Origin of the sequence: Mesorhizobium sp. M0317, assembly GCF_040321555.1 — a bacterium.
Classification (GTDB): domain Bacteria; phylum Pseudomonadota; class Alphaproteobacteria; order Rhizobiales; family Rhizobiaceae; genus Mesorhizobium.
Genome location: NZ_JAMYRV010000001.1, coordinates 337,248 through 354,715, shown reverse-complemented (window position 1 = coordinate 354,715; position 17,468 = coordinate 337,248). Strand labels below are relative to the sequence as shown.

At 63.6% G+C, this 17,468-nt stretch carries 18 protein-coding genes and 1 pseudogene; 9 read left to right on the top strand and 10 right to left on the bottom strand.

Annotated elements, in window-relative coordinates:
• The first annotated feature begins 69 nt into the window (after nt 1–69).
• Complete coding sequence (locus tag NKI88_RS01795; RefSeq protein ID WP_352653609.1) at nt 70–786, top strand: hypothetical protein; 717 nt, start codon at nt 70–72, stop codon at nt 784–786.
• Between the two features lie 176 nt (nt 787–962).
• Here NKI88_RS01795 and dksA read toward each other — a convergent pair whose 3' ends face one another.
• Nucleotides 963–1,379: an RNA polymerase-binding protein DksA gene (dksA, locus tag NKI88_RS01790; RefSeq protein WP_023673491.1), complete on the bottom strand. Its 417-nt coding sequence runs from the start codon at nt 1,377–1,379 to the stop codon at nt 963–965.
• 255 nt (nt 1,380–1,634) lie between these two features.
• Between dksA and NKI88_RS01785 the strand changes: the two genes are divergently transcribed.
• The 4 genes and pseudogenes from NKI88_RS01785 to NKI88_RS01770 all read left to right on the top strand — a co-directional run bounded on the left by NKI88_RS01785 (nt 1,635) and on the right by NKI88_RS01770 (nt 5,395).
• Nucleotides 1,635–2,138 carry a SixA phosphatase family protein gene (locus NKI88_RS01785; RefSeq protein ID WP_023693370.1) on the top strand — a complete coding sequence of 168 codons (504 nt, stop codon included), beginning with the start codon at nt 1,635–1,637 and terminating at the stop codon, nt 2,136–2,138.
• An 86-nt stretch (nt 2,139–2,224) separates the two neighbouring features.
• Nucleotides 2,225–3,703 carry a YcjX family GTP-binding protein gene (locus NKI88_RS01780; protein WP_352653608.1) on the top strand — a complete coding sequence of 493 codons (1,479 nt, stop codon included), beginning with the start codon at nt 2,225–2,227 and terminating at the stop codon, nt 3,701–3,703.
• Nucleotides 3,700–4,764 (top strand): annotated as a pseudogene (locus NKI88_RS01775) (YcjF family protein). Before NKI88_RS01780 ends, NKI88_RS01775 begins: the two are co-directional and overlap by 4 nt.
• 82 nt (nt 4,765–4,846) lie before the next feature.
• Nucleotides 4,847–5,395, top strand: a complete 549-nt coding sequence (locus NKI88_RS01770; protein WP_023673495.1) for a hypothetical protein — start codon at nt 4,847–4,849, stop codon at nt 5,393–5,395.
• A gap of 342 nt (nt 5,396–5,737) precedes the next feature.
• Here the strand turns inward: NKI88_RS01770 and NKI88_RS01765 are convergent, their stop codons facing one another.
• The 3 genes from NKI88_RS01765 to NKI88_RS01755 all read right to left on the bottom strand — a co-directional run bounded on the left by NKI88_RS01765 (nt 5,738) and on the right by NKI88_RS01755 (nt 8,446).
• On the bottom strand, nt 5,738–6,004 hold the full coding sequence (locus tag NKI88_RS01765) for a hypothetical protein (RefSeq protein WP_023685989.1): 267 nt from the start codon (nt 6,002–6,004) through the stop codon (nt 5,738–5,740).
• A gap of 183 nt (nt 6,005–6,187) precedes the next feature.
• A complete protein-coding gene (locus NKI88_RS01760; protein ID WP_023715852.1) occupies nt 6,188–7,396 on the bottom strand; it encodes an MFS transporter in 1,209 nt (402 codons plus the stop codon).
• Between the two features lie 60 nt (nt 7,397–7,456).
• Nucleotides 7,457–8,446, bottom strand: coding sequence for an AraC family transcriptional regulator (locus tag NKI88_RS01755; RefSeq protein WP_023706171.1), 990 nt, complete (start codon nt 8,444–8,446; stop codon nt 7,457–7,459).
• A 160-nt stretch (nt 8,447–8,606) separates the two neighbouring features.
• Between NKI88_RS01755 and NKI88_RS01750 the strand changes: the two genes are divergently transcribed.
• Both NKI88_RS01750 and NKI88_RS01745 read left to right on the top strand, forming a co-directional pair.
• Nucleotides 8,607–10,454: a monovalent cation:proton antiporter-2 (CPA2) family protein gene (locus tag NKI88_RS01750; protein WP_023742508.1), complete on the top strand. Its 1,848-nt coding sequence runs from the start codon at nt 8,607–8,609 to the stop codon at nt 10,452–10,454.
• On the top strand, nt 10,454–11,002 hold the full coding sequence (locus NKI88_RS01745; protein ID WP_352653607.1) for a DUF924 family protein: 549 nt from the start codon (nt 10,454–10,456) through the stop codon (nt 11,000–11,002). Before NKI88_RS01750 ends, NKI88_RS01745 begins: the two co-directional genes overlap by 1 nt.
• Here NKI88_RS01745 and folK read toward each other — a convergent pair.
• From folK to folP, 3 genes are read right to left on the bottom strand one after another with little or no spacing between them, the layout of a single operon-like run.
• Nucleotides 10,999–11,517, bottom strand: a complete 519-nt coding sequence (folK, locus tag NKI88_RS01740) for a 2-amino-4-hydroxy-6-hydroxymethyldihydropteridine diphosphokinase (RefSeq protein WP_023685987.1) — start codon at nt 11,515–11,517, stop codon at nt 10,999–11,001. The two genes, NKI88_RS01745 and folK, sit on opposite strands and share 4 nt — an antisense overlap.
• Nucleotides 11,501–11,860, bottom strand: coding sequence for a dihydroneopterin aldolase (gene folB / locus NKI88_RS01735; protein WP_023673502.1), 360 nt, complete (start codon nt 11,858–11,860; stop codon nt 11,501–11,503). The genes folK and folB overlap by 17 nt, the downstream gene beginning before the upstream one ends.
• 17 nt (nt 11,861–11,877) lie before the next feature.
• Nucleotides 11,878–12,723, bottom strand: coding sequence for a dihydropteroate synthase (folP, locus tag NKI88_RS01730; RefSeq protein WP_023752194.1), 846 nt, complete (start codon nt 12,721–12,723; stop codon nt 11,878–11,880).
• Between the two features lie 148 nt (nt 12,724–12,871).
• On the opposite strand from folP, the gene NKI88_RS01725 reads away from it, so the two are divergent.
• Nucleotides 12,872–13,492 carry a DUF922 domain-containing Zn-dependent protease gene (locus NKI88_RS01725; protein ID WP_031208961.1) on the top strand — a complete coding sequence of 207 codons (621 nt, stop codon included), beginning with the start codon at nt 12,872–12,874 and terminating at the stop codon, nt 13,490–13,492.
• Nucleotides 13,493–13,725: 233 nt separating this feature from the next.
• On the top strand, nt 13,726–15,210 hold the full coding sequence (locus NKI88_RS01720; protein WP_352653606.1) for an MDR family MFS transporter: 1,485 nt from the start codon (nt 13,726–13,728) through the stop codon (nt 15,208–15,210).
• A gap of 20 nt (nt 15,211–15,230) precedes the next feature.
• Here the strand turns inward: NKI88_RS01720 and NKI88_RS01715 are convergent, their stop codons facing one another.
• From NKI88_RS01715 to NKI88_RS01705, 3 genes are all read right to left on the bottom strand, one after another.
• A complete protein-coding gene (locus NKI88_RS01715) occupies nt 15,231–16,262 on the bottom strand; it encodes an NAD(P)/FAD-dependent oxidoreductase (RefSeq protein WP_023715858.1) in 1,032 nt (343 codons plus the stop codon).
• 104 nt (nt 16,263–16,366) lie between these two features.
• Nucleotides 16,367–16,687, bottom strand: coding sequence for a 2Fe-2S iron-sulfur cluster-binding protein (locus NKI88_RS01710; RefSeq protein WP_023673507.1), 321 nt, complete (start codon nt 16,685–16,687; stop codon nt 16,367–16,369).
• A gap of 157 nt (nt 16,688–16,844) precedes the next feature.
• The gene (locus NKI88_RS01705) at nt 16,845–17,183 is read right to left on the bottom strand and encodes an Hpt domain-containing protein (RefSeq protein ID WP_023706163.1); all 339 of its coding nucleotides are present in this window, start codon (nt 17,181–17,183) and stop codon (nt 16,845–16,847) included.
• Nucleotides 17,184–17,468: the final 285 nt, after the last annotated feature.

Sequence of the window (17,468 nt, the reverse complement as noted above, 5' to 3'; positions counted from 1 at the left end):
AGGCAACTTGCGGTGGCTGGCCGCAACGGTCTAGTGTCCCTCCACTTCAAAAGCCGATTGGGGGCACCAATGCAGTGGCTGGATAATGTGGCGGGTCCCGGATATGCCGCAGCGCTGCTGTGGACGTTTGCTGCCCTTGTCCTGCTGGTCATCGTGCTCATCATCATCAGGCTGGTCCGCAACCTGACCTTCGGCACCTTCGTTGCCGGCGGCAGGAACCGCAAGACACGGCTGGCGGTCATGGACGCCACGGCGGTCGACAGCCACCGCCGGCTGGTGCTCATCCGTCGCGACGACATCGAACACCTGCTTTTGATCGGCGGCCCAACCGACGTTGTCGTCGAGCGCGATATCAGGCTTGCAGCGCCACGCCGTCCGGCATTGACCGGCGATGGCGGTGTTGGCCAGCAGCAACAGGCGCCGCGGCCGCGCGCAGCACAACCCGCTCCCACCGCGCCCGCAAGGCAGGCGCCACCGCCGCAACCGGTAAGGGCTGCTCCAGCCGCCGTTCCGCCGCGCCAGGCCGCACCGGCGGCGAAACCGGCTCAAATCTACCAGGCGAGCAATGTGACACCGCTGCCGGCCTATGGCTCCGCCGCCAATACTGCCCGGCAGGCCCCGCCACCGAAGCATGAGTCCATCGACGATACCCTGATGCGGGAGCTCGAGGTCTCGCTCGACGATTCGCACCCCAAACCGGCAAGCAAGCCGGCTGCGAAGGCACCGCAGTCTCTCGACGACGAGATGACCAAGCTGCTCGGCGAACTCGCCAGCCAGAAACGATAAAGCCCGGCGAGCCGTCATCTTGCCGATTCCCGATCGGAACGCCGCTTAAAGCGCGTCGCACAAATCCGTTCAGCGCAACGCGCTTTAACTTCGTGCGATTAAACCCTTCGCTAAAAACACAAATGGCCGGGAAACCCGGCCATTTCGATGAAACAGTCCTGCCTGACGGCAGCGGCTCAATCGTCGCGATAGACCTTCTCGCGGCGTTCGTGGCGCTCCTGCGCTTCGATCGACAAGGTCGCGATCGGACGCGCGTCGAGACGCTTCAGCGCGATCGGCTCGCCGGTTTCCTCGCAATAGCCGTAAGTGCCTTCATCGATGCGCTGCAGCGCCGAATCGATCTTTGAAATGAGCTTGCGCTGGCGGTCGCGGGCGCGAAGCTCGATGGCGCGGTCGGTTTCCGAGGAAGCGCGATCGGCGAGATCGGGGTGGTTGGCGTTTTCCTGCTGCAGGATTTCGAGTGTTTCGCGCGCTTCGCGCAGTATGTCGGTCTTCCAGGTGACGAGCTTCAGGCGAAAGTAGGATTTCTGCCGTTCGTTCATGAACGGCTCGTCTTCGGAGGGTACGTAATTGGCTGTAACGATATCGTTCATTCGACTCACCCAACAACCCCAAATTTGGCGCCTATATATTCGCGCAGAGAAGGCTGCACAAGCGTAATCCGCGCGCGTTTCACGCAATTATTAATGCCCGCGCGGGCGATCCTCAGCAAAGCCTTCCATAGCAGGGGCGCGGGCGAATTCGCACATGATTCGTTGCGCTTGGGCGGCGGCGCCCATTGTGCCTCAGGCCTTTCTCGTGGCTAATCCAGTTGTGTCATTGGTGGGCAGCACACCATTGGGGGTCCGGTGAGCAGACTGTATCTGTTGAGGCATGCGAAGGCTGGCTGGGCCCTGCCCGGCGTGCGCGACTTCGATCGCCCGCTCGACGCATCCGGCATTGCCGATGCCGAAATGATGGGGACGGCGATGCGTGCCCGCAACTACATCCCCGATATCACGCTCTGCTCCAACGCCAAGCGGGCGCGCCAGACGCTGGAAGGCATCGCCGGCCACACCGATACCGGCCGGGTGCTGTTCTTCGACACGCTCTACAGCGAGGATGCCGCCGGCTACCTCGCCATCATCCGCAGCAATGGCGGCCCCGGCTCGCTGCTGGTCATCGGCCACAATCCGATGACGGAAGACCTTGCCATGGCGGTCTCGGGCGACGGCGACGAGGCTGCTCGGGCCATCATGAACCATGGTTTCCCGACCTCCGGCCTTGCGGTCGTGCGCTTCGACGGCACCCTCACCGAGGCTGCGCAAGGCGCGGGCTACCTCGAAGCCTTCCTGACGCCCGTCGATCTCTGAGCCGAGCCGGCCGAGGCCGGGCGCCATTTCAAACTTGAACCGCAAAGCCTATATCGGGCGCAAGAGCACGCCTGAGAGAACAGATTTTGGCATCATCGCTGACCACTTTCACCGACGAAGCGAGAATTGCCCTGGATACGCTGTCGGGGCGTGCGAGCGGGCTTTTTTCGCCGTCGCTTCGGCTGGGCGTCACCGGCCTGTCCCGGGCCGGCAAGACGGTGTTCATCTCGGCTCTCGTCCACAATCTCATCCATGGCGGGCGCCTGCCGCTGTTCGAGGCGCAGAAGTCGGGACGGATCGCTCGCGCCTTCCTCGAGGAACAGCCGGACGATGCCGTGCCGCGTTTTCAGTACGAGGACCATATCTCCGCCCTGGTCAACGACCGTGTCTGGCCGGACTCGACGCGCGCCATTTCGGAACTCAGGCTCACCATCGAATATGAGTCTGCCTCCGGTTGGAACCGGATGTTTTCCAGCGGCCGATTGTCGGTCGACATCGTCGACTACCCCGGCGAATGGCTGCTCGACCTGCCGCTGCTCGGCAAATCCTTCGCCGATTTTTCGCATGAAGCTTTTGAGATGGCTATGCTGCCGGTGCGGGCCGACCTGTCGCAGGACTGGCGGGCGCTGTCGGCGAGGATCGACCCCAATGCCGACGCCGACGAGATGACGGCGCGGCGCCTCGCCGAGAGTTTTGCCGCCTACCTCAAGGCCTGCAAGCTCGACGAGCGGGCGCTTTCGACCTTGCCGCCCGGCCGTTTCCTGATGCCTGGCGACCTCGAGGGATCGCCGGCGCTGACCTTCGCGCCCTTGCTGCTCAAGGGTGAGAAACGGCCGCGCTCCGGCTCGCTGCAAGCGATGATGGAGCGCCGCTACGAGGCCTACAAGACGCATGTGGTGAAACCGTTCTTCCGCGAACACATCACCCGCCTCGACCGCCAGATCGTGGTGATCGACGCCATGCAGGCGCTGAACGCCGGCCCCGGCGCGATGGCCGACCTGGAACGCGCGGTGACCGAAATCCTCTCCTGTTTCCGTCCTGGCCGAGGCAATTTCCTCACCGACCTGTTTTCACGCCGCATCGACCGCATCCTGGTTGCCGCGACCAAGGCCGACCATTTGCATCACGAAAGCCATGACCGGCTGCAGGCAATCGTGCGGCGGCTTGCCGACCGCGCCGTGGCGCGGGCAAATTTCACCGGCGCCGATGTCGACGTGGTCGCCATGGCGGCGGTGCGCGCGACGCGCGAAGGCACGGTCAAGCAAGGCCGCGACACCCTGCCGGTGATCATCGGCACGCCGCTGAAAGGCGAGAAGATCAACGACGAAACCTTCGATGGCAAAACCGAAACCGCGATATTTCCGGGGGACTTGCCGGAAAAAATTGATGAGGTTTTCGACGTTTCCGAATCTGACCATCGGCAGAGCAGCGACGATCCGGCGATCCGTTTCGTGCGCTTTCGCCCGCCAAAGCTCGAACGCACCGCCGAAGGCGTCACGCTGTCGCTGCCGCATATCAGGCTCGACCGCGCCTTGCAGTTCCTGATCGGAGACCATCTGGCATGACCGCGCCCCGCAGACCGGCAGCTTTCCGCATCGAGCCGGAGGCCGGACCGAAGCAGGAAACGCGCCGCCCCCATGCCGAGCCGCCGCGCAAGCCGCGCGCCGTCGTCGTGCCGGCCGAGATCGATGTCTTCGACGAACCCGACATTGTCGCCGCCGAACCGCCGCCGGCGACCGCACCGCGCAGGCGCTAGCTGTTATCCAGCCTGTTTTTCGGCGCGGCCGGCGTGCTGGTTTCGCTCGCCGTCGGCCTGTGGACCGACCAGCTCATCCGCGACCTGTTCGAGCGCGCAGAGTGGCTGGGTTGGCTGGCAGCGGCAATGGCCGCAATTGTCGTGTTGGCGCTCGCGGTCGTGCTGGTGCGGGAATTCCTGGCTATTGCCCGGCTGGCCGAGGTCGAAAAACTGCAAAAGCGGGCGCTCGATGCCGTGGCGCGCGACGATCCGAAGGCTGCAAGGGCCGTCGTCGAAGAGCTTTCGGCCTTTGTCGCTGCGAAACCCGAAACCGCGGCCGGCAGGCGCTCCCTGGCCGAATTGCGCGGCGAGATCATCGACGGCGGCAATCTGGTGCGACTGGCCGAGGCCGAGATTCTCGGGCCGCTCGATGCGAGAGCCAAGGTGATGATCCTCGAAACAGCCAAACGCGTGTCGCTGGTCACCGCCGTCAGCCCCCGCGCACTAGTAGACGTTGCCTATGTCGTGTTCGAGGCCGGGCGCCTGATCCGCCGCTTGTCCGAACTCTACGGCGGCAGGCCGGGCACGCTGGGCTTTTTCCGGCTGGCGCGCAGCGTTCTTGCCCATCTGGCGGTGACCGGCTCGATCGCCGTCGGCGACAGCTTCGTCCAGCAGATCGTCGGCCATGGCCTTGCCGCCCGGCTGTCGGCGAAACTCGGCGAAGGCGTGGTAAACGGCATGATGACGGCGCGTATCGGCATCGCTGCCATGGAGACGGCGCGGCCCCTGCCCTTCATTGCCGGCAGGCGGCCGGGTATGGGCGATTTCCTGTCGGCGCTGACCTCGTTTGCGGCCAAAAAAGAGAATGAAGCACCCGCCTCGACCAAGTGAACGCCCTCTCGCGGTCACCAAGCATTAACCAATCTTGTTCATGGTCGTCCAACAACAGCCTCCTTGTTGCCGGGTGTCGTCTATGAAAAGCGTAATCTTGTCCTGCGTCCTGCCCCTGGTCGCGCTTGCAGCACCTCTGGGCCCGACCGGGAAAGCCTTTGCAGCGGAGCCCGACAAGCAGTTCTTCCGCACCGTTGAAGGCAAATGGGTCGGCCCGGGCGAAATCATCGCCGGCAAATACAAGGGCACGAAGTTCACCTGCAGCTTCGACGGCTCGACGCCGGACAACAAGACCGGCATGACGCTCGATGGCGACTGCCGCGTCGGTGTCTTCACCCAGAAAATGTCGGCGACCGTCGAGCGCAAGGGCCGCGACTACAAGGGCAATTTCATGGGCGGCGCCGCGGGGTCGGGCCTGGACATCATCGGCGGCAACGTGGTCGATGCCCGCAAAGTCGTCTTCACCATCAACCGCAACCAGCTGCGCGGCGTCATGCAGGCCCGCATTCCCGACGACAATTCGATGACGGTGACCATCGCCGTGCGCGTCGACCAGCAGCTGGTGCCGGTCATCGGCATGAGCCTCAAGCGCGTCGACGCCGTCGAAGTCGGCTCCATCGCCAAAAACTGACTCTCAAGCGGTTCCCCGAAAAAAGCGCGGAACGGGGTTGCACTGCGCGTTAGCTGAGCTGTTCCGCTCAGCTCGATGTCGGGAAGGACACGCCACCTTGCGGCCAGGTTGGCGCTCCTCAAGCACGGGCCGCTCGGGCGGCACCTTTCTGCCGCGACCGGACATGTGGCGCGCAACCGACGATGTCAGCGTCTCCGATGGCCCAAGCCACAGCAAGGCCAACGTGTCATGGTCCTGTGCGTGCCGGCGGTCCTCCGTGTCAGCGCGATGCGCTTTAAGAACACCAGCAAAAAAGGCGGCGGCTACTCGAGCCACCGCCTTCCTCAATTTCCGAACGAAGAATCAGCCCTTGATGGCGGCCGTCAGATCGTCATAGGCCTTGCAGGCGTCGGCCGGCGTGGTGGCGCCCTGATATTTGGTCGTCACAGCCTGCACCTTGGCGGTCAGGTCGGCGGCCTTGGTCGGATCCTTGGTGATCGCTTCCTGCAGCGCGGCGGTCATTTCCTGCGCCTTCTTGGCCGCGATTTCCTGCGTGCATTCAGGCGCCTTCGAACAGGCCGATGCGGCAAGCATGGCGACACCCACGCCGACGAGCAAAAACTTCTTCATGTCAGTCATTCTCCTCACGAAGGCAGAACTTGATCGTCGCTGCCTTCCAACGGCCGAAGCCTGGCGTCCCATAGCCGCCGATTGCGGCAAAACGCAACGTGTGCGGCGCATAAACCTGTGCAGCGCTGCTGCAACGGCGCGGACGGCCTGATTGAGGCCGCCCGTGTCAGACGAAGCGAGGTTTCAGCCACGAGGCTGCAGCAGCGCCAGTGCGGCCGTCGCCGCGGCAAGGACGGCGGTTAGGGTCAAAGGTCCCGTAGCGCCATAGGTGTCCACGACATAGCCGCCGACAACCGCACCGACGGTGATGGCAACCTGGAAGGAAGTGACCATCAGGCTGCCTGCTGCTTCCAGCGCATCAGATGCCGCGCGAGACATATTGGTCGGCAGCACCACCGGCGCCATGCCGAAGGCGAAGCCCCACAGCGTAACAAAGCCGAAGGCAACGCCGGTTTGCGCGCCCCAAAGCACCAAAGCGAGTGCCGCAAACGCCATCAACGCGGCGGTAACTGCGAGGGCCATGTGGATGTTGGTGTCGGCCAGGCGGCCACCGGCAATATTGCCGATCACAGCGGCGATGCCGAACCCGAGCAGCGCCAGGGCAATCGGCCCGGTTGTGAGGAGCGTCACCTGTTCGAGGAACGGGCGCACATAGACCGAGCCGGCAAAATGCCCGGTCATCAGCAGAACAATGGCAAGCATGCCGAGTTGGATGCCACGCCGCCGTGTCAGCCGAAAGACGTCTGCAAGGCTGTTGCTTGCCGCCGCAGGCAAGGTCGGCAGGCTGAGAAGCTGCAGCAGCATGGCAAGCGCGGCCAGCCCCGCCGTCATGGCCATGGCGCTGCGCCATCCCAGCCAGTCACTGATCAACGCACCCATCGACGGCGCGGCAATGGTGGCGAGCGAGACGCCGAGGGTCACGATCGCCATGCCGCGACCTGTCGCATTGGCGCCAACCAGCCGCGCCACGACGGCAACGGAAAGTGCCCAGAAAGCGCTAAGAGCGATCCCCAACCCGGCCCGGCCCAGCAACAGCAGCCAGAAATTGGGCGCCAGCGCCGCAAGAATATTGGAACCGACCGCCAGGGCCATGAGGCCAACCAGCACCGCCTTGCGGTTCAATCGACCTATGAGAACATTGCTCAACATGGCCGTCACGGCGCCAACGGAAGCGGTGGCGGTGACGACCTGTCCGGCCGTTCCCTCGCTGATGCCGAGATCGCGCGCCATCGGCGTCAACAGACCTGCCGGCAAGAATTCGGCAGACACCAGGGCAAAGCTGGTGGCCGCCAATGAAAGGACCGCGAACCAGGTGGCCGCGCTCCACGCGGCTGGTGCATCGGCATCAAGGCCAATGGCGGCGTCTTCAAGCTGTAATGTTGTGTCAGTCACGGGAAGATCTCCACAGTTTGGAGATCTTAGATAGGCGAGTCCGCCCGGATGTTATGTACCTTAAAATCCGAAATTCATATCCATTCGTCCGGGAATTGTGCGGCGCACAACGCCTGGCGAGACATTGGTGATGCGCTTGAACGCGCGGGCGAAGGACGCCTCGGAATCATAGCCCAAACGGGTAGCGACTTCGGCAACAGACAAGCCGTTTTGGCCCAGCAATTCGCGGGCAAGCTGCATGCGCAGGCGGGCGAGATAATGTGCGGCGCCCTCACCCAATACCGCGCTGAAGCGCTCGGCGAAAATCGAACGCGATTGGCCTGCCACGCCGGCCAGGCTTCCCAGCGTCCAGTTGTGGCCGGGATCGCGATGCATGGCCGCCAGAGCGCGCCCTATATGGGGGTCGCGGATGGCTGCAAGCCAACCGATGGTCGAGGCGCCGTTGCAATTGACCCAGCAGCGTATGAGCCTGGCTGTCAGCAAATCCGCCATACGCGACAGGATGGTGGCGCTGCCCATCTGCGGTTGCGCGGCCTCCACCGTCATGGCCGCCAGCAAAGGGCCGACCATCGGGTCATTGCCGGCCACGTCGCAACCCTTGATGAGAGGCGGCATCAACGTGATCAACGGATTGAGCGCATAGGAGCCGAGAGACATGGAGCCGCAGAAAAGGGTGCTTGTCGCGCCCGTTCCCTGCCGTATCACTTCGCAAACGTTGCCGCCCAACTTGATCACCTGGCAGCCCTCGAGCGAATCGCCCACCACGTCCGGCGCACTCGCCAGCCGATGGGCGATGCCTTGCGGCAGCAGCACCAGATCGCCATCGCGCAACTCCTGCCAGCCTTGCGCTTCGGTGTGAATCCAGCATGGACCCTGGCCGACAAAGTGAAAACGAAGCAGTTGTTGTTGCGGAAAGTCTATGCTCCATGGGTGCCGGAGTTCGCAGCGGCCATAGTTGACGCCACTCAAGCGAAAGTCTTGCAGAACTTCGCTGAGCGCATCCATCGGGATATGTGGCAGCGGCGACGGCCGGGACGAATAATCAGGCATTTGTCAGATATAGATACCGGCCGTCCGACAGGCAAGCGCAGACTGTTGTTCCACCGGGGAATCGCTGCCGCGGCACCCTACCCATCCTGGCAGGCTTCCCGCCCTTGCCTCCCGCTCCCAGTGCATGCAAGGAGTGCTGTCGGACACAGGGACAAGAGGCATGGCAGCGGAAGCATCGGGCAGCGATCTCATTCAGGTGGTGGCGCTGCTTGCCGCAGGCGTCGTCGCCGTTCCGATCTTCAAACGCATGGGGCTGGGCTCGATCCTCGGCTATCTCGCCGCGGGCGTGGTCATCGGCCCGTTCGGTATTGGCATTTTTTCCGAATCGGAAGCCATCCTGCATGTCGCCGAACTCGGCGTGGTCATGTTCCTGTTCATCATCGGGCTGGAGATGCAGCCGTCGCGGCTATGGGGCCTGCGCCGCGAGATTTTCGGCCTCGGCGCGCTGCAGGTCGGCGTCTGCGCATTGCTGCTCACCGGTGTTGGTCTCGCCGGCGGCTTTCCGATCGCGCAATCCTTCGTTGCCGGCGCCGGCTTTGTCCTGACCTCGACGGCGATCGTCATGCAGCTTCTGGAAGAGCGTGGCGAGATGGCCAGCCCCAAGGGCCAGCGCATCGTGTCCATCCTGCTGCTCGAGGATCTGGCAATCGTGCCGCTTCTGGCGCTGGTCGCCTTCCTGGCGCCGGGCGGCAGCGAGATGACCCTGCAGCAGAGGCTGACCGAAATCGGCATCGGTCTTGGCGCCATCGTCGGGCTGGTGGTGGCCGGCCGCTATCTGCTCAATCCGTTCTTCCGCATCCTGGCCGACGCCAAGGCGCGCGAAGTCATGACGGCGGCAGCACTTCTGGTCGTGCTGGGGTCGGCGCTGGTTATGCAGCTTTCCGGCCTCTCGATGGCGATGGGCGCCTTCCTGGCCGGCGTGCTGTTGTCGGAATCGACCTTCCGCCACCAGCTGGAGGCCGACGTCGAGCCATTCCGCGGCATCCTGCTTGGCCTGTTCTTCCTCGCCGTCGGCATGTCGCTCGACCTGCATGTGGTGGCCGACAACTGGCGGCTGATCGCCGTCTATGTCGTCGCCTACATGGCGATGAATGCGCTCGGCATCTACCTCGTCGCCCGCATGCTGAAGAGCGGTCATCGTGAAGCGCTGGAACGCGCCGTGATCATGGCGCAAGGCGGCGAATTCGCCTTCGTCCTCTATTCGGCCGCAGCGGCGGTTGGCATCATCGACAGCCGGGCCAACGCAACGCTGACCGCTATCATCATCATCTCCATGGTGCTGACGCCGCTGGCCATCATTGCGCTCAAATATTTGACGCCGCGCGACGAGCAGTCGCTTGAAGGCGTCGACATCGCCGACGGCCTTACCGGCAGCGTACTGGTCATCGGCTTCGGCCGTTTCGGCCAGATCGCGAGCCAGCCGCTTTTGTTGCGCGGCATCGATGTGTCGATCATCGACAATGATGTCGAAATGATACAGGCGGCCGCCGATTTCGGCTTCAAGGTCTACTATGGCGACGGCACGCGGCTCGACATTCTGCGCGCCGCAGGTGCAGGCCGCGCGCGCGCCGTGCTGATCTGCGTCGACAAGCCGGACGCCACGGTGCGCATGGCGGAACTGATCAAGGCGGAGTTCCCGTTGCTGACTGTCCTGGCGCGTGCCTTCGATCGCGGCACCGCCCTGTCGCTCATCCGCGCCGGGGTCGACTTCCAGCTGCGCGAGACCTTCGAATCGGCCCTCGTCTTCGGCGGTTCCGCGCTCGAGGTTTTGGGCGTCGAGCCGGAAGATGTCGCCGATGTCATCGAGGATGTGCGACGGCGCGACAATGCCCGACTGGAGACGCAGCTGGCCGAAGGCGTCCGCGCCGGGCAACGTTTCCTCAGGGGCAATACCGGCACGCCGATCCCGACGCCGCTGACGCAACCGCGCCGGCCCGGCCAGGCGCTGAACGAAGAGACGGCCGGCGTGCTGCACAAGCCCGAGCCCGCCGATCAGGGGGAAAGCTGATGACCGCATCGGATGAGAGCGCGCTCGCCGTCACCAAATTCTGGCGCGAGGCCGGCGAAGACGCGTGGTTCGAGAAGAACGACGTCTTCGACGCGGATTTCCGCAGCAGGTTTCTCGACCTGCACTTTGCCGCCGCGCGGCGCGAGTGCGACGCATGGTCGGAGCATGCCGAGGGTTCGCTGGCGCTGATGATCCTGCTCGACCAGTTTCCGCGCAACTGCTTTCGCGGCTCAGGCCATATGTACGCCACCGATCCGCTGGCACGGCACTTTGCCGCCAAGGCGATTGCGGCCGGCCATGACCTTTCGCTGGAAGAAAACCTGCGCGTCTTCCTGTACCTGCCCTACGAACATTCGGAACTGCCCGCCGACCAGGACAGATCGGTCGAGCTCACCACCGCCAGGGCGCCGGAGTATGTGAAATACGCCATCGAGCACCGCGACATCATCCAGCGCTTCGGCCGCTTTCCGCACAGGAACAAGATGCTTGGCCGCGAGACGACGGCGGACGAACAGGCATTTCTCGATGGCGGCGGCTTCTCCGGTTAACCCAGCCACCAATCGCGGCCGGAAGCCAGCCGCTCTATGCCTGACGTATCGACGGCGCTGAGCCGCTCGGTCACGCTCCTGCCGCCCACCGCCAGATCCGGCGCGATCTCTGCCAAGGGCGCCAGCACGAAGGCGCGCTCCACCATTCGGGGATGCGGCACCTCCAGCCCGGTTTCGTGGATTGTGCGGTCGCCGAACACCAATATGTCGATGTCGATCAGGCGCGGACCCCAGCGCTCCTCGCGCACCCGCTTCAGCTTGCGCTCGGCCTCGAGGCAGAGGTCGAGCAGCGCCCTTGGCGCCAGCGAGGTCGAGATTTCGGCAGCGGCGTTGAGGAAATCCGGCTGGTCGAGCTTGCCCCAGGGCGGCGTGCGGTAAAGTGAGGAGACGGCGACGACGCGCGTGCTCTCGTCGGCGTCGAGCAGGCGCAGCGCCGCCGCCATCGAGGCCGAGGGATCGCCGAGATTGCCGCCAAGGCTGAGATAGACCGTGTTATTGTTACTCTGGCCAGACAACGGTCACCTCGACATAATCGAGCACGCCGGGCACCGGTGCGTTGGGTTTGCGCACGGTGATCTCGGCCTTCCTGATCTGCGGGAACCGTGAAGTCAGCGCCTTCGCCACTTCGAGCGCCAGCGCCTCGATCAGGAAGCGGCGATGTCCAGTGACGATCTTTTCAATCACCGTGAAGGCGATGCCGTAATTGACGGTGTCCTCGATGGAATCATCCTCCAGCGGGCGGCTGGGCTCGACCGTCAACTCGGCATCGACATAAAAACGCTGGCCAAGCGCCTCTTCCTCATCCAGCACGCCGTGCCGGGCAAAGAAGGCGCAGTTCTTCATGCGGATGACGTACATTTCTTAGTGTCCTGGGCTCAGCGTCCTGGCTTTTCGCGCGCCAGCATAGCATCGCCGACCGCCAGTGCGTCCACGTTGATTGCGACATCGTGGACGCGAAACAGATCGGCGCCCTTCAGCCTCAGAATGACACTGGTGGCTGCCGTCCCGGCGGCGCGCGCGCCGGCTTCGCGGCCGGTGACGGTGCCGATGAAGCGTTTTCTGGAGGTGCCGGCCATCAAGGGAAAACCGAGCTCCTTAAGCTCGGAAAACCGCGCCATCAGGTCGAGGTTTTCCTCAGCCGTCTCCTTGGCGAAGCCGAAGCCGGCATCGAGTACGATATGATCGTCCGCAACGCCGCTGCGCCTGGCGACTTCCAGCGAAGCCTTGAGGAACAAAAACTGGTCGGCGATGACGTCGGGCAGTTTTTGCCGCCCGCGCCCGGTATGCATGATGACCAGTCCGGCGCCGGTCTCGGCGGCGACGCGGGCGATGCCGGGTTCACGCTGCAAGCCCCAGACATCGTTGACGATATGCGCGCCGGCGGCGACGGCGAGGCGCGCGGTTTCCTCGCGATAGGTGTCGACCGAAATCAGGGCTTCGCCTGAACTGGCGAGCGCGGCGATGACCGGCAGGATGCGGGCCTGCTCTTCTTCAGGCGTCACGGGCGAGGCGCCGGGGCGCGTCGATTCCCCGCCGATATCGACGACGGCGGCGCCTTCTTCCACCATGCGGTGCGCCTGCGCCACCGCCTGGTCAGGCGTGATGAACAGTCCGCCATCCGAAAAACTGTCGGGCGTGACGTTGAGAATGCCGACCACAATGGCTTTCTCGCCAAGGTCGAGATGGCACTTATGCGCCAGTTGCCATCGCCTTGTCGTCATTGTCCTTCAACCATGTGTCTCATTGGCATGTGGCTCATTGGCATGTGGCTCATCGAGCGCTTGCAATCCATCAACGATGCGTGATCGGTGGAAGATCAATTCCGTTGCGCCGGCAACGGCCGTAAAGCAAGGTGAGTGAAGAGGCAACATGATGAAACGACCCCTGCTCTGCGCCCTGATGCTGGCTTTGACCGTCCTGCCGGCGAATGCTGCCAATCTGGTGAAGACTTACAGCTATTTTGCCATCGGCGGCAGCACGCTCGATGACATCGAGACGCAATTGTCGAAGCATGGACCCGAGGTGAAAAGCACCGGGATGCGGCATCCAGGCGCCACCCAGATGGCGTTCACCACCCGCATCAGCTACGCGCAAACCGCAGACACCTGCCGCATCGCCAAGGCCGCCGTTACCGTCAAGGTCAAGGTCATCCTTCCGGAGTGGCGCAGGCCGCGCAAGGCCGATCCCGATGTCAGACTGTTCTGGGACACGCTGTCGGCCGACATCAAGCGCCATGAGGAGCGTCATGTCGAGATCGCCAAGAACCACGGCCGTCTGCTCGAAGACGCGCTGAACGCGAGCTTTGCGCAAAAGACCTGCGCCGGGGCAAAGGCGAAGGCGGCGCAGATCACCGCGGCCGAACTCGCCAGGCATGACCAGGACCAATTGCGCTTCGACCGCGTGGAAGGCGTGAATTTCGAAAGCCGCATCCTGCGGCTGCTGCGCTACCGCATGCAGCGCGTCGAGAAGGGCCAGCTTCCGCCCGGCTGAAACACGGACTGATACCAAGCCAATTCTGCCGAAACATGAGGCCAGCCCCAGAAAATTTTCGGGCATAGGTCGAAATCGGCCTATACGGGACGACATATGTCAGGCTCGCAAGATATGTCAGGCTGGCAAGGCGCGAGCTTCGAAACACCAGATCAAGACCAATTGAGGCGGCGCGTAGCGGAGCGGCCATTTGGCGCCGCGCAATCGCTCTCAAACTTTATGGATGAAATGATATGGACCAAGCTGTCGACAAGCCGGCTAGGCTGCCTCCCGCCGCACCGCTGACGGAAAGCGAGAAGAACGTCATAATCGCCGGCATCCTTTTGTCGATGCTGTTGGCGGCGCTCGACCAGACAATCGTCGCGCCGGCCATGCCGACCATCGGGCGTTCGCTCGGCCATGCCGACTACCTGCCGTGGATCGTGACCGGCTATCTCCTGACGGCGACGGCCATGGCGCCGCTCTACGGCAAGATTTCCGACGTCTATGGCCGCCGGCCGACCGTCTATGCGGCGATCCTGATCTTCCTTCTGGGATCGCTGGTCAGCGCCATGGCCCCCAACATGTTCGTGTTGGTTGTCGGCCGGGCGATCCAGGGTGCGGGCGGCGGCGGCCTGTTCGCCCTGGCGCAGATCGTCATCGGCGACCTGGTGCCGCCGCGTGAACGCGCGCGTTATGCCGCCTGGATTTCGGGCACCTGGGCTGTCGCCAGCATCGCCGGGCCTTTGCTCGGCGGCGGATTTGCCGAACATCTGCATTGGTCGCTGATCTTCTGGATCAATATCCCGCTCGGCATCTTGGCCATGGCCATCATCAACAAGCCGCTGCGCAAACTGCCGGTCGCCGCAAAGCGGCATCGCATCGACGCGCTGGGCGCGCTGCTTCTGGTGGTGGCGACGGCATTGCTGCTTTTGGCCCTCAATTGGGGCGGCAGCGCCTATTCATGGGTCTCCCGCGAGATCGTCGGCCTGCTCGCCTGTTCGGCGGTCTTCTGGGGTGCGTTCGCGCTCAGGCTGATGCGTGCGGCCGAGCCGCTGATTTCGCTTGAAGTGCTGAGCAATCCGATCGTGCTTGCCGGCACGGCGTCGATGTTTCTGCTGCAGGCGGCCAATATCGGCCTGTCGGTGTACCTGCCGGTCTATCTGCAGTCGATCATCGGCCTGTCGGTCAGCCAGTCGGGCCTTGCCATGCTCGGCCTGCTGCTCGGAACGGTCGCCGGCGCGACGTTCAGCGGCCGCACGATACCGCGCTTCTTCCACTACAAGCGTATCGCCATGGTCGGCGTTCTCTTCGCCATTATCTGTCTTGGCGTGCTCAGCTTGGTCGCCGGCCGCGCCTCGCTGCTGGTGGTCGAGCTCTTGACCATCTGCATCGGCCTTGGAAGCGGCACCACCTTCCCGGTCGCCACCGTATCGGTGCAGAACGCCGTCGACCGCGCGCATCTCGGCGTTGCCACCGGCGCGCTGACCTTCCTGCGTTCGCTGGGCAGCGCGCTCGGTGTCGCCATGCTCGGCGCCGTCGCGCTCGGCTATGGCCTGCCGCTTGCCGGCGAAGGCGCGCCGGCTGCCGGACAGATCGTCTCGGCGACGCCCTTCATGATGATCTTCCTTGCCGCGGCCGTCACGCTCGTGCTGGCGCTGATCACGCTGGCGCTGATGCCGGAGAAGTCACTGCGCGGCCGCGACGACGCCGAGGCGCCGGTCGTTCTGGTGGAGTGATCCGGAAAGCCCTGTAGGACCTACTCCACGACGCCGAGCTTCTTCTGCAGGCTCGTCGACGACGTCGTGTACTGGAAGACGATGCGTTCGCCGGGGCTGATGATGCGCTTGGCGGCCTGCGCCATCAGCGCCACCTCGTGAAAACCCGACAGGATCAGCTTCAGCTTGCCTGGGTACCAGTTGATATCGCCGACGGCAAAGATGCCTGGCACGGAGGTCTGGAATTTCTCGGTATCGACCGGAATGAGGTTCTCATGAAGGTTGAGCCCCCATTCGGCGATCGGGCCCAGCTTCATGGTCAGGCCGAAGAACGGCAGCATACGCGTGCACGGCACCTCGATGTCGCCGTCGGGCCCGCCCTTGATGGTAGCAGAGGCCAGCTCGCCATCGGCGCCGGTCAGGCCGCTCACCTGGCCGACCCGGAACTCCAGCTGCTTCATCTCCTGCATGGCGTACATCTTGTTGACGCTGTCGGGCGCCGCCCTGAATTCCGGCCGGCGATGGACCAGTGTCACGCTTTTTGCCACCGGCTGCAGGTTCAGCGTCCAGTCGAGTGCGGAATCGCCGCCACCGACGATGACGAGGTCGTGGCCGCGGAATTCCTCCATACGGCGCACCGAATAGAAGACGCTCCTGCCCTCATAGGCCTCGATGCCGGGAATGGGCGGCCGTTTGGGCTGGAACGAGCCGCCACCGGCGGCGATCACCACCACCTTGGCTTCGAACACCTCGTTCTCGTCGGTGGTGACCCGAAATGAGCCGTCGTCCAGCTTTTCCAGGCTGGAGACCATGCGGTTGAAGGTAAAATCCGGCTTGAACGGGTGAATTTGCTCGAGCAGTTTGTCGACCAGCCCTTGCGCCGAGATCGAGGGCCAGCCTGGAATGTCGTAGATCGGCTTTTCCGGATAGAGTTCGGCGCATTGGCCGCCGGGCCGGTCGAGGATATCGATCAGATGGCACTTCATGTCAAAGAGGCCGAGTTCGAACACGGCGAACAGGCCGACCGGCCCCGCCCCGACAATGAGTGCGTCCGTCTTGATTATATCGGTCATGCCAGGCGAGCCTCATTGTCAAACTGGGGCGAAACTGGCGCGAGACTGCATGAGCATTGGCCCGCTGCCAAGCGGCGGCGGGAAAAATCAGATGGTACGGGAGATCAACCCTGGCGAGCCGGCACGCGCACGACGAGGCCGTCAAGCGCGTCGCGCACCTTGATCTGGCAGGACAGCCGCGAGTTCGGCTGGACGTCATAGGCGAAGTCCAGCATGTCCTCTTCCATCGCCTCCGGCTCGCCGACCTCGGCCGTCCAGGCTTCGTCGACATAGACATGGCAGGTCGCGCAGGCGCAGGCGCCGCCGCATTCTGCCTCGATGCCCGGCACCGCGCTACGGATCGCATTCTCCATGACGGTCGAGCCGTTTTCGGCCTCGACATCGAAAGGAGTGCCGTCATGGGCAATGAAGGTCAGCTTGGTCATTTGTCACCTGAAGGGAGTCCCAGCCGAGATAATCACTCCGCCGGACAAGTCAACTGCCGCGCGAAAGCGCCGCTTTGTGACGTTTTTTCGGAAAGCTGGCCAAAGCACGCCCTGGCCCCGTCGATTCATCCCGGTGGCCGCTGCCGAGCGGCAGCCATTACCGGCTGATGGCGGCGATGAAATCGCGCACTTCCTCGATCAGGGCGCCGAGGCGCTTGAGGATGCGCGCATCTTCCGGCTGCTGTTCGATCGAGGTGGCGCAGTCGGCGATGGCGAAGGCGCCGACCCCGCGCGCCGAACCTTTCAGCCCATGCGCCAGAAGCAGTCGCTCCCTGACGTCGGCATCGACTATTCTGTCCCGGACGGAAAGCGCCTGCTGTACGAACAGTGCCAATACCTCCTGTTCGAGGGCGCGATCGCCCATTGTCTGACGGGCCAGGTGGGCCAGATCCACTGGGCGCGAACGGGCCGGTCCCGACGCATCGCCGCCCGGCATTGAGAAGGCAATGCCGCTTTCACCGCGTACCAATTTGAAACTCCTTGTGCCGATCGCCGAAAAAACTAAGCGATTTCCGTCGCCAACGCGTTAATGAATGGGCTGGAAAATTGTTGCCGCTGAGGCGGTTAGATCACGTTGTCGTTAACCTTATATTTAAAGTTTTACGTATCTCGCGGAATGCATGTTTTCTTTACCCCTGTGTGTCATTACGATACGAAGGTCCATTTTCAGCCTCCTGCGTGGGATAAGACGAGCCAGAATCAGGCAAAAATAAGAAGTCCC

Excerpts from the sequence above, each read along its gene's own strand:
- NKI88_RS01755 (WP_023706171.1), bottom strand. The coding sequence starts at position 8,446 with ATGCCTGATTATTCGTCCCGGCCGTCGCCGCTGCCACATATCCCGATG.
- NKI88_RS01765 (WP_023685989.1), bottom strand. The coding sequence starts at position 6,004 with ATGAAGAAGTTTTTGCTCGTCGGCGTGGGTGTCGCCATGCTTGCCGCA.
- NKI88_RS01745 (WP_352653607.1), top strand. The coding sequence starts at position 10,454 with ATGACCGCATCGGATGAGAGCGCGCTCGCCGTCACCAAATTCTGGCGC.
- folB (WP_023673502.1), bottom strand. The coding sequence starts at position 11,860 with ATGTACGTCATCCGCATGAAGAACTGCGCCTTCTTTGCCCGGCACGGC.
- NKI88_RS01705 (WP_023706163.1), bottom strand. The coding sequence starts at position 17,183 with ATGCCGGGCGGCGATGCGTCGGGACCGGCCCGTTCGCGCCCAGTGGAT.
- NKI88_RS01770 (WP_023673495.1), top strand. The coding sequence starts at position 4,847 with ATGAAAAGCGTAATCTTGTCCTGCGTCCTGCCCCTGGTCGCGCTTGCA.
- NKI88_RS01725 (WP_031208961.1), top strand. The coding sequence starts at position 12,872 with ATGATGAAACGACCCCTGCTCTGCGCCCTGATGCTGGCTTTGACCGTC.
- folP (WP_023752194.1), bottom strand. The coding sequence starts at position 12,723 with ATGACGACAAGGCGATGGCAACTGGCGCATAAGTGCCATCTCGACCTT.
- NKI88_RS01795 (WP_352653609.1), top strand. The coding sequence starts at position 70 with ATGCAGTGGCTGGATAATGTGGCGGGTCCCGGATATGCCGCAGCGCTG.
- NKI88_RS01715 (WP_023715858.1), bottom strand. The coding sequence starts at position 16,262 with ATGACCGATATAATCAAGACGGACGCACTCATTGTCGGGGCGGGGCCG.
- NKI88_RS01750 (WP_023742508.1), top strand. The coding sequence starts at position 8,607 with ATGGCAGCGGAAGCATCGGGCAGCGATCTCATTCAGGTGGTGGCGCTG.
- NKI88_RS01710 (WP_023673507.1), bottom strand. The coding sequence starts at position 16,687 with ATGACCAAGCTGACCTTCATTGCCCATGACGGCACTCCTTTCGATGTC.
- dksA (WP_023673491.1), bottom strand. The coding sequence starts at position 1,379 with ATGAACGATATCGTTACAGCCAATTACGTACCCTCCGAAGACGAGCCG.
- NKI88_RS01720 (WP_352653606.1), top strand. The coding sequence starts at position 13,726 with ATGGACCAAGCTGTCGACAAGCCGGCTAGGCTGCCTCCCGCCGCACCG.